The following is a 9,964-nucleotide window of genomic DNA, read 5'->3' as shown; positions in this document are numbered from 1 at the left end:
CCTACAACTCCTCCAAGGCCGCGGTGCGCCACCTGACCAGCCGAATCCGGATGGCGCCCCGCCGCCTTTCTCGAGGAATTCCATTGCGGACTCAGGACTTCCCGCTCAGCCCGCCATGTAGCCGCCGTCGACGACGAACGAGCCGCCGGTGGTGTAGGGCGAGCGGTCGGAGAGCAGCGCACACCATCTCGGCGATGTCGTCGGGTTGACCGAGCGAGCCGAAGGGGAAAGGACGATCCGTCGCGCCCCGGGATGCTGATGGCGGTGTGGGGCGTCGGTTACCGGTTCGACCCGCCCGCTGCTCGGTGATCCGGGCGTGAAGTGGCCGGGACGCTGGGGGGAGGCGTCCCGGCCACACAACGATTCTGGGGCCGTCCGGCAGCCGTGTCCGCCGGTGCGCGCGACGGAGGGTTTTCCTCCACGGACGTCGATCCCGCTGGTGGCGAAGGGGATTGCCGCTTCCGCTCCGCGGGGACCGGTCGGGGATTCGGCCGTCCGGCGAACGACGCGCTCCCGCCTGGTGTACTGTTTCACTAGATAACTGGTGAAATGGTCATTTGACCAGGAAGGGTGATCATGAGTGCAGGAGAGGTGCCCGCGGTGCGGACGCACCAGCTGGCCAAGAGATATCGCCGCGGGTGGGCGCTGCGCGGTTGTTCGCTGTCGTTGCCCCCGAACCGGGTGGTCGCGCTGGTCGGCCACAACGGGGCGGGCAAGAGCACTCTGATGGGTCTGACCGCCGGTCTGCTCAAGCCGACTGAGGGCGACATCGAGGTGTTCGGGCGGCGGCCCAGCGGAACCGGTGCGCCTGAGGAAGTGGCCTACGTGACCCAGCAGAAGCCGCTCTACGCCGGCCTGACCGTGTCGGAGACGCTGCGCTTCGCCGCGCGGATGAACACCCGCTGGGACCAGGCGTACGCGGAGCAGCTCGTCCGCTCGGCGGAGGTGCCGTTCGACGCCAAGGTCGGCAAGCTCTCCGGCGGGCAGCGCACCAGGGTGGCGCTCGTGCTGGCGCTGGGCAAGCGCCCCGGTCTGCTGATGCTCGATGAGCCCCTGGCCGAGCTGGACCCGCTGGCCCGGCAGGCGACTCTGCGCACGCTGCAGGAGGAATCGCGGCAGCACGGCATCGGGATCCTGCTGTCCTCGCACGTGCTGGAAGAGCTCGAAGCGGTCTGCGACCACCTGGTGCTGCTGGGCAACGGCCGGGTGCGGTTGGACGGGCCGGTCGCCGATCTCGTGGCGGGGCACCGCGTTCTGCGGGGAGCCGGACAGCTGCCCGTTGCGCCGGGCGACGTCGTCGACAGCGTGCACTCCGGGCAGGAGCAGGTCCTGATCACCAAGCGGCGCGGGCCGGTGACAGCATCCGGGTGGCGCGAGCACGCGCCCCGGCTCAACGACATCGCGCTGGCCTACATGCGCAACAACGACGACAACGCGGAGGTGGCGGCGTGATCTGGGTGGCCTGGCGGCAACATCGCGCACAGCTGATTACCCTGGCAGCCCTGCTGCTGCTCGGTAGTGCGACCGTGCTGGTGCTGCATGCCAGCATGACCGGTGACATCGAGGAGTACGGCCTGCAGGCGTGCCTGTCGATCCGCGAGAAGACCCCCGACTGCGCGCAGACGCGGGTGGAGTTCCAGAAGGAATGGTTCGATCTGATCAAGGTCGGACAGGGGATGGTCTTCGCGCTCCCGGTGCTGCTGGGTGCGTTCTTCGCCGCGCCGTTGTTCGCCCGGGAGATCGAGCACGGCACCCACGTGCTCGCCTTCACCCAGTCCGTCAGCCGGCTCCGCTGGATGATCACCAAGGTGGCGGTGCTGCTGCTGCCGTCCGCCGTCGTGGTGGTGGTGCTCCAGTTGCTCGTCGCCCGGTGGGTGGCGGCCGCCGGGCTGCTGGGCCCGTTGCGGAGCGGCCCGTTCCAGTGGCTGAGCTTCGACACCACCGGGCCGATGGCGGTCGTGCACCTGCTGTTCAGCTTCGCCCTGGGTGCGCTGCTGGGCGCGGTCATGCGGCGTTCGCTGATGGCCTTGTCCACCACGCTCGGCACGCTGGTCGTACTGCGCGTCGTGGTGACCAACGTCGCCCCGAACTTCTTGCCGGTGCAGCGCCTCACCACGTCCGACCCGATGATCAGCGCGACGCCCAGTGAGCCCGGGGCCATGGTGCTGGACTCCGGCTTCCTCGGCAAGGGCGGGCAGCTCCTGCGCCCTGAGTCGTCGGACGTGACCTCCTGCCCGATTGGTGCGGACTTTGGTGCCTGCTACGCGGAGAAGGGGCTGACCGGAACCTTCGCCGACGTGATCTACCCGTCCGCGGCGCCGGGTCTGCAGCTGGCCGAGTTCGCCGTGTTCGGCCTCGCCGCGGTCTTGCTGCTGGTGGGAACCGCGTGGACGCTGCAACGGCAGCACTGATCCGGCGGCGCCGGGTTCCGCGCTCGGCTGAGCGGGGAGGATTATGCTGGGCCGTATGATCGAGTTCCGGATCGACCGTCGTTCCGGGGTCTCCACGTACGTCCAGATCATCCAGCAGGTCACACAGGCCATGCGGCTGGGCCTGCTGGGGCCCGGTGATCGGCTGCCCACTGCGCGTGAGGTGGTGGAGGCGACGGCGGTCAATCCGAACACGGTGCTCAAGGCGTACCGCGAACTCGAACGCGACGGACTGGTCGAGGCCCGGCGCGGGGTGGGAACCTTCGTGACGCGTTCGCTGGCGAGCGAGCTGACCGCCGTCGAAGCGCCGTTGCGGCGCGATCTGGAGGACTGGATGAGCCGCGCGAAGAGCGGTGGTCTCGTCGTGGAGGCCGTCGACGCGCTCTACGCTGCCGTCCGAGACGAGCATTTCTACGTTGAGGGGCCGAACGCATCATGAGCGCCTTGAGCACCACCGGGTTGTCCAAGAGCTACGGCCGGAAACCGGCGCTCCGGGACTGCACCGTCGAACTGCCCGAGGGAAAGGTGATCGGGCTGGTCGGCGCGAACGGCGGGGGCAAGAGCACGTTTCTCGGGCTGGCGGCCGGGCTGATCCGGCCGTCGGCCGGGCAGGTGCGGGTGTTCGGTGACGAGGTGCGCGGCCGCCTGCACCCGGACGCGGCGTATCTGCCGCAGCACCGCCCGCTGTACAAGGACTTCACCATCGCGGAGATGATCCGGATGGTGGGCGCCGTGAACCAGCGGTGGTCGCCGGAGCGGGTGGAGGAGGCCCTGGCCGCGCACCCGGAGATGGATCGCAGCAGCCGCGTCAGTTCGTTGTCGCAAGGCATGCGCACCCAGCTCGCGCTCGCGCTCAGCCTCGGCCGGCTGCCGAAGCTGCTGCTGCTCGACGAGCCGATGTCGGATCTCGATCCGCTCGCCCGGGAGGACTTCCTCCGGCTGGTGATGACCGATGTCGCCGAGCGCGGGATGACGGTCGTGCTGTCCTCGCACTTGCTCGGCGAACTACGCGACGTGTGCGATCACCTCATGCTGCTGCACGCCGGGCAGGTGCTGCTCAACGGTGATGTCGAGGAGATCCTCGACGACCACCTCGACGTCATCGGCCCGGCCGACGACGGATCCTCGGTCACCGGCACGGTGATCCACACGAGGCGAACGGGCCGGCAGCGGCGCTCGCTCGTGCGCACCCCCGGCTCGCTCGCGGCGGGCTGGGAGGGGCAGCGGCCGGAGCTCGAAAGGCTCGTGACGGACTACCTGCGGGCTCGGCAGGGACGTCGCTGATCACCGCGCCGGCCGGGCGTTCCTGTTCTGAGCGCCCGGCCGTGCTGCCGATGGACGGCCCGACGATCATGGCGGCCCAGATCAGCACGGTGCTCCGGGTGTCCAGCAGCAAGAAGAACGGAAAGGCGAACGCGCCGGTGACGGCCACCCCGCCGAGGTAGAGCCGCTTGCGCCCGAGCCGGTCGGAGAACCCGGTCGCTGTTCTGCGCGTCGAAGATCAGGCACGGCTTGGCCCGGTTGGCGACGTCGGCCTCGATGATCCCGTCGTCGAGCTGTGGTGGGCTGGCCTTCCCGGCGGCCACGATCTCGTCGGCCCACCGCGGTTCGTGGACGACGCACATCGTGTGCAGCCTCCAGGCCGAGTTCTCGATCCGGGAGACCAGGACCCGGTCGAATCCTCGATGCTCCGGATCCGGCCTAGGAGTTCGAGCAGTTCCACCTGCCGCGCCGGCGACGCGGTGCCTTCTTCCGCGCATCGCGGCGTTTCACCCAGCACGGCGTTCCAGAGCAGCCCCAGCACCGGCTTCACCGCGTGCGATGCCGAGTGCGGCCTTCGCGTCGGCGCACAGGTCGTGGAATCCCCGCTCCAGCTCGGCGCCGAGCTCAGGGGCGCGACTGCGCGCCGGACGGTCGGCCGGCACGACACCGAGCCACAGCGAATGAGGCATAATATATAGTGCTGGTCGACGATGCAACTGCTCGTCGATGTCGACGAACCTCTCAGGACGGCCGCCCGGCATCGGGAGTGGCGCGAGGCGAGGGTGAGAACACGCTGATGACTTACTTCCGGGCGGAAACACATGCGGGCCGCGAGGTTCTGATGCCGGAGTCGCGGGCCGGCAGCCATTGGGGCGGCCGCGGTCAGCTCCGCGGCACCGCGGTCAGCGGCGCTCTGGCGCGGGCCGTGGAGGACGCGGCGAGCGCGCTGGACGACGCCGCCGGGTTCCGTCCGGTGCGTTGGACGCTGGATCTGTTCCGGCCTGCGGCGATGGTTCCCAGCACGACCGAGGTGAGCGTGGTTCGTCGTGGTCGGCGGCTGCGGCTCATCGACGCCGCGTTCGTCCAGGACGGTGAGACGGTCGCGCGCAGCAGTGCGCTGTTCCTCGTGACCGGTGGGAAGGTGGATGGTGAGGCGTGGGCCGGGCCGCCCGGGCATAGCGTGCCGGATCCGGAGCTGCTCCCGGCCACTGAGGAGCCGACTGTGTACTACAGCGAGGGAATCGGCTGGACCGACACGGCTGCCCCGCATCAGAACTCGGCTCGGAAGATGGCTTGGCATTTGCCGTCCCCGATCGTCGCCGGTGAAACGCCGACTCCGTTTCAGCACGCGGCGGCCATCGCGGACGCGTCCAACCTGGTCGCGAACTGGGGAAGCCACGGCCTGGAGTTCATCAACGCCGACGTGACGCTCGTGCTGACGCGGCTTCCCGACACGGTCGACGGGATCGGGATCGCCGCCGAGCGCAGGTCCGAGAACGACGGCATTTCCACGGCCGCCACGACCCTCTTCGACCGGGAGGGCCCGCTCGGAACGGTTCTGCTGTCGACGCTGGCCAACAACGCCAACGCCGTCGATCCCCGGAAGGTCGGCATGTGAGGCGCCTCGACGAGGGCGAGTCGTAGGTTCCGGTGGCATCGACGTAACGCCGGGCGCGGTCGAGGCGAGGTCTGTCCGATGTGGATTCTCCGGAGCTGCCTGGCCCACCGGCAGCCGGGAGCGAACGAGCAATAGGACTCCGGAAACGGCTCGGTCCCCCTGCTCGGTGGAGCAGGGGGACCGAGTGGCCGTCGTCAGGCGGTGGCCGTCGGACGGCCCACCGCGGCACTCCGCGAGCGTCGGGGTTCGCTCGCGGTCACTGGACTGTGGTCTCCAGAGTGGCGCGGGCTTCCGGGCCGCCGTTGCGGTGGAAGGCGTGGCCGAGCGCGGCGATGCGGTCCTCGGCCCCGACCGCGATGGCCTTCGCGTGCTGCTCGACGATCGCGTCGAGCTCGTCCAGGCGATCGGGAGTGATCTTCTTGGCCGCCCGGGCCGCCGGCTCGCCGGCCAGCTGGGCCTGGCCCCAGAACAGGTCGCGCACGTCCTGCCGGGAGAAGTGCGCGACGACGAAGCCGCGACGGGGCACCAGGCGGATGAAGCCCTCGCTGCGCAGGGAGAGCAGGCCCTCGCGGACCGGGGTGGTGCTGACGCCGATGGCTTCGGCGATGGGCTCCATGCGCAGGAACTCGCCCGGCCGCACGTCGCCCGAGGCGATCAGCTCGCGGACGTAGCTCGCCACCTCTTCGGACAGCTGTTTCCGCATGGGGGTGCGGTCGCGGACCGGAGCTGCGTCTTTCGCCATCGCTCACTTCACCTTCCCCAGGTTTGTGACGTATTATATATAATTTAGTGGGGATGTCGTGCCTGCTTCTTCGGTCGACTTCGCATCCGGGCGCAGTGGGGCCAGGTGGCGGGCCCTGCTCGACCGGCGGGGCGAAGGTGTCGTGCGGTCGATGGGCAGGCGGTCGGCGTCGGCGTATCGGCTCGCCCGGGGCATGCCTTGACTGACTAGTGCCCCTAAATTAAACATTATATATTGTGCACGGCGCGTCAGGGTTGTAGTTGCGGACGTACCCCGACAGGCCGGAGCGGCGAACTCGCCGAATCCGGACGTCCGCGCACCCGGGCCCGCGCCGCGCGCTCGGCGCCGCTCGATTTCCTCGGCGGCTCCGGCCACCAGGCCCCCACGAACGCAAAGGACGTCCGCCATGCCCGGTCTTTACTTCGAGGAGTTCGAACCCGGTGCCGTGATCGAGCACACGACGCGGCGCACGGTCACCGAGGCCGACAACGTGCTGTTCAGCACGCTGACGCTGAACCTGGCGCCCCTGCACCTGGACGCCGAGTACAGCAAGAACAGCATCTACGGGCAGCGGCTGGTCAACAGCCTGTTCATTCTCGGACTGGTCTCGGGCATCACGGTGCCGGACACGACGCAGGGCACGACCCTGGGCAACCTCGGCTTCGGCGAGATCAAGTTCCCGAAGCCGGTGTTCCACGGCGACACGATCCACATGCGCACCGAGATCGTGAGCAAGCGGGAATCCAAGAGCCGGAACGACTCCGGGATCGTGCAGTTCCGGCACTACGGCATCAACCAGCGCGACGAGATCGTCTGCACGGCGGACCGCGCCGGGTTGATGCTCAAGCGCTCCGCTGCCGAGGGATCCGCCGCTTCCTGAGTCCACGGTGTGCCGGGCGGAGTCGATCACGCGGGAACCGCCCGCCCGGCACCGCCCGCGGCAAGGCCGTGCCTCGCGCGATCCGCGGTCGGCACCTCGCCGGATGACTCGTCGTCGCTCGGTCCGACCGCGCCGCTCGGCGAGATTCCATTCCAGGGAAATTGCAGAAGGAGAATGATGACCTCCACCGAAGAGAGCAACGTCGAGGTCGCGCGCAAGGCGACACGCGAGCTCGCGCGGAAGTTCGACTACGAGTACTGGCTGGAGAAGGACCGCAAGCACGAGTATCCCTGGGAGTTCGTCAAGGCCTTCGCCGATGGTGGCTGGCTGGGCGCGATGATCCCGGAGGAGTACGGCGGGATCGGGCTGGGCCTGGCCGAATCCGCCGTCATGATGTCGGAGATCGCCGCATCCGGTGCGGGGATGAGCGGCGGCTCGGCGGTCCACTTCTACGTCTTCCCGCCGGCCCCGATCCTCAAGCACGGCTCGGAGAAGATGAAGCGGGAGTGGCTGCCCAAGCTCGCGAAGGGCGAGATCCTGATGGCGTTCGGCGTCACCGAGCCGACCGCGGGCGTGGACACCTCCCGGATCACGACCAGGGCCGAGAAGATCGACGGCGGCTGGCTGGTCAACGGTCAGAAGGTGTGGATCACCAACGCGCAGAACGCGCACAAGATCCTGCTGCTGGCCCGCACTTCGCCCCGCCGCGAGGACAAGCCGCTGCACGGCATGACCCTGTTCTTCACCGACCTGAACCGGGACCGGATCACGGTCCGGGAGATCGAGAAGCTGGGCCGGGCCTCGATCGACTCCAACGAGCTGTTCATCGACAACCTCGAGGTCAGCGACGACGAGGTCGTCGGCGAGGTGGACAAGGGCTTCTACTACCTGATCGACGGCCTCAACCCGGAGCGCGCCGTGGTCGGGATGGAGGGCATCGGTCTCGGCCGGGCCGCGCTGGAACTGGCCACGAAGTACGCCAACGACCGGGTCGTCTTCGACCGCCCGATCGGCAAGAACCAGGCGGTCGTGCACCCGCTCGCCGACTCGTGGATCCGGCTGGAAGCCGCCGAGCTGATGGCGATGAAGGCGGCCGAGTTGTTCGACGCGGACCAGCCCTGCGGCCCCGAATCGGCCGCGGCGAAGTTCCTCGGCGCCGAGGCGGGATTCGAGGTGTGCGACCGCGCGCTGTCGACGCACGGTGGTTACGCCTACGCCAAGGAGTACCACGTGGAGCGGTTGTGGCGGGAGGTCCGCCTGCTGCGCAACGCACCGTTCTCGCAGGAGATGGTGCTCAACTACGTCTCCTCGAAGGTGCTCGGGCTGCCCCGGGCCTACTGATTGCCGGCGTCGACCGCAGGAATGGCTCGATCCGCGTGGCTGCGGCAGCAGTGGGGGCCGTTCCTGCGCGAAGGCGTCACGCACCCCTATGACGCCCGCCGCGCCGCGGGCATCTCGGCCATGAACGGACCACGAGCAGCTGCCGTCACCGGAACAGCAAGGGGAATTGGCGCAGAAAGGCGTTACTGGAAATGAATGTTGTCGTTGCACTCGTTGTTCGGTGGCACCTACGACGCCAAGGCCAAGGTCACCAAGGGCACGCCGGTGATCACCGTGCTGCCGGGCGCGATCGAGCCCGAGCAGGCTGCGGGTGCCGCGGCGGTGGAGTCCGTGGAGGTTCCGGCCGCTACGGGTGCGAAGATCACCGGCCGGCAGCCCGCCGAGGCCGGGGACCGCCCGGAGCTCACCGAAGCCAGCATCGTGGTTTCCGGTGGTCGTGGTGTCGGTTCGGCCGAGTCTTTCGATGTCGTGGAGAAGCTCGCTGACAGCCTGGGTGCTGCGGTGGGTGCCTCGCGTGCGGCGGTGGACTCGGGGTATTACCCGCACCAGTTCCAGGTCGGCCAGACCGGTAAGACCGTGTCCCCGCAGCTGTACGTCGCCCTGGGCATCTCTGGTGCGATTCAGCACCGGGCGGGTATGCAGACGTCGAAGACGATCGTCGCGGTGAACAAGGACCCCGAGGCCCCGATCTTCGAGATCGCCGACTTCGGCGTCGTGGGCGACCTGTTCACCGTCGCACCCCAACTCACCGACGACATCGCCACACGCAAGAGCTGACCGGGAAGTCGGCCACCGGCTCCGCCCGGCACCACCGTCCGAAAAGGACCGATCAGGCTTCGGTCACCGTCCGCTTTCCGCTGTGCAACCGACCAAACCGCAATGAGAAGGGCCGCGAGCATGGGTGCCCTGCAGCTCGTCCTGGGCCTGATCTGCCTCGCCGTGACGTTGGTCGCGGTGGTGCTGGTCGTCAGGACCGTCCGACGGATGGTGTCGTCCATCCGGCTCGGACAACCCGACCCGTCCCGAAAGGGCCCGTTCGGGGCCAGGTTCGGGAACGTGGTCAGGGAGGTCCTGGGCCACACCCGGATGCTGAAGTGGGGGCACGTGGGTGTGGCGCACTGGCTGGTGATGGCCGGGTTCGGCGGGCTGAGCCTGACGGTGCTGGAGGCCTATTCCGAGGTGTTCCAGCCGTCGTTCCACCTGCCGCTGATCGGCACGTGGTCGGTGTGGAACCTCGTCGTGGAGTTCCTCGGCGTGGCCACGATCCTCGGTGGGTTGTGGCTGATCGGGGTGCGGCAGGCCAACCACCCGCGCCGCGCGGGGCGGGTGTCGCGGTTCCAGGGCTCGAACTTCGAGCAGGCCTACTTCGTCGAGGCCGTGGTGGTCCTCGAAGGCGTCGGGATCATGGGATTGCGGGCGTTCAAGCAGGCCACCGGCCTGTTCGAGGTCCCGGTGTGGGCGGCGCCGGTCACCCACGCCCTGGGCAGCGTCCTGCCCGCCTCAACCGCAGCCGTGTCGATCTTCGCGGCGTTCAAGATCCTGTCGGCGATGATCTGGGTGATCGTGGTCGCTTCGAACATCACGATGGGTGTGGCGTGGCATCGGTTCAGCGCGTTTTTCAACATCTACTTCAAGCGTGAGGCTGATGGTGATGTCGCGCTGGGTGCGGTGAAGCCGATGATGTCGGGTGG

General features: G+C 68.6%; 9 protein-coding genes and 2 pseudogenes. 9 read left to right on the top strand and 2 right to left on the bottom strand.

What is annotated here, in order from left to right; genetic code table 11:
- Positions 1 to 576 precede the first annotated feature (576 nt).
- From AB0I53_RS48620 to AB0I53_RS48605, 4 genes are read left to right on the top strand one after another with little or no spacing between them, the layout of a single operon-like run.
- Positions 577 to 1,452 (top strand): ABC transporter ATP-binding protein, encoded by an 876-nt coding sequence (locus AB0I53_RS48620; RefSeq protein ID WP_358617781.1) that lies wholly within the window; start codon positions 577 to 579, stop codon positions 1,450 to 1,452.
- A complete protein-coding gene (locus AB0I53_RS48615; protein WP_358617779.1) occupies positions 1,449 to 2,411 on the top strand; it encodes an ABC transporter permease subunit in 963 nt (320 codons plus the stop codon). The genes AB0I53_RS48620 and AB0I53_RS48615 overlap by 4 nt, the downstream gene beginning before the upstream one ends.
- A gap of 55 nt (positions 2,412 to 2,466) precedes the next feature.
- Entirely contained in the window at positions 2,467 to 2,868 is a 402-nt protein-coding gene (locus AB0I53_RS48610) for a GntR family transcriptional regulator (RefSeq protein WP_358617776.1), read from the top strand.
- 5 nt (positions 2,869 to 2,873) lie between these two features.
- The gene (locus tag AB0I53_RS48605) at positions 2,874 to 3,713 is read left to right on the top strand and encodes an ABC transporter ATP-binding protein (RefSeq protein ID WP_358617774.1); all 840 of its coding nucleotides are present in this window, start codon (positions 2,874 to 2,876) and stop codon (positions 3,711 to 3,713) included.
- A gap of 485 nt (positions 3,714 to 4,198) precedes the next feature.
- Here AB0I53_RS48605 and AB0I53_RS48600 read toward each other — a convergent pair whose 3' ends face one another.
- Positions 4,199 to 4,381 carry a hypothetical protein gene (locus tag AB0I53_RS48600; protein WP_358617771.1) on the bottom strand — a complete coding sequence of 61 codons (183 nt, stop codon included), beginning with the start codon at positions 4,379 to 4,381 and terminating at the stop codon, positions 4,199 to 4,201.
- Between the two features lie 107 nt (positions 4,382 to 4,488).
- On the opposite strand from AB0I53_RS48600, the gene AB0I53_RS48595 reads away from it, so the two are divergent.
- Positions 4,489 to 5,310, top strand: a complete 822-nt coding sequence (locus AB0I53_RS48595; RefSeq protein ID WP_358617769.1) for an acyl-CoA thioesterase domain-containing protein — start codon at positions 4,489 to 4,491, stop codon at positions 5,308 to 5,310.
- Between the two features lie 256 nt (positions 5,311 to 5,566).
- On the opposite strand, the gene AB0I53_RS48590 is transcribed toward AB0I53_RS48595, so the two are convergent.
- A complete protein-coding gene (locus AB0I53_RS48590) occupies positions 5,567 to 6,052 on the bottom strand; it encodes a GntR family transcriptional regulator (RefSeq protein WP_358617766.1) in 486 nt (161 codons plus the stop codon).
- A 406-nt stretch (positions 6,053 to 6,458) separates the two neighbouring features.
- Between AB0I53_RS48590 and AB0I53_RS48585 the strand changes: the two genes are divergently transcribed.
- The 4 genes and pseudogenes from AB0I53_RS48585 to AB0I53_RS48570 form a co-directional block, all read left to right on the top strand.
- A complete protein-coding gene (locus AB0I53_RS48585; protein ID WP_358617764.1) occupies positions 6,459 to 6,932 on the top strand; it encodes a MaoC family dehydratase in 474 nt (157 codons plus the stop codon).
- Between the two features lie 177 nt (positions 6,933 to 7,109).
- Entirely contained in the window at positions 7,110 to 8,273 is a 1,164-nt protein-coding gene (locus AB0I53_RS48580; protein ID WP_358617761.1) for an acyl-CoA dehydrogenase family protein, read from the top strand.
- A gap of 210 nt (positions 8,274 to 8,483) precedes the next feature.
- Positions 8,484 to 9,050 (top strand): annotated as a pseudogene (locus tag AB0I53_RS48575) (electron transfer flavoprotein subunit alpha/FixB family protein); the annotation flags it as partial.
- A gap of 120 nt (positions 9,051 to 9,170) precedes the next feature.
- A pseudogene (locus tag AB0I53_RS48570) lies at positions 9,171 to 9,964 on the top strand (Fe-S oxidoreductase); the annotation flags it as partial.

The organism is Saccharopolyspora sp. NPDC050389 (assembly GCF_040655595.1).
Classification (GTDB): domain Bacteria; phylum Actinomycetota; class Actinomycetes; order Mycobacteriales; family Pseudonocardiaceae; genus Saccharopolyspora.
Note: the sequence above shows the minus strand (reverse complement) of the source record. Positions and strands in the feature narration are given on the sequence as shown.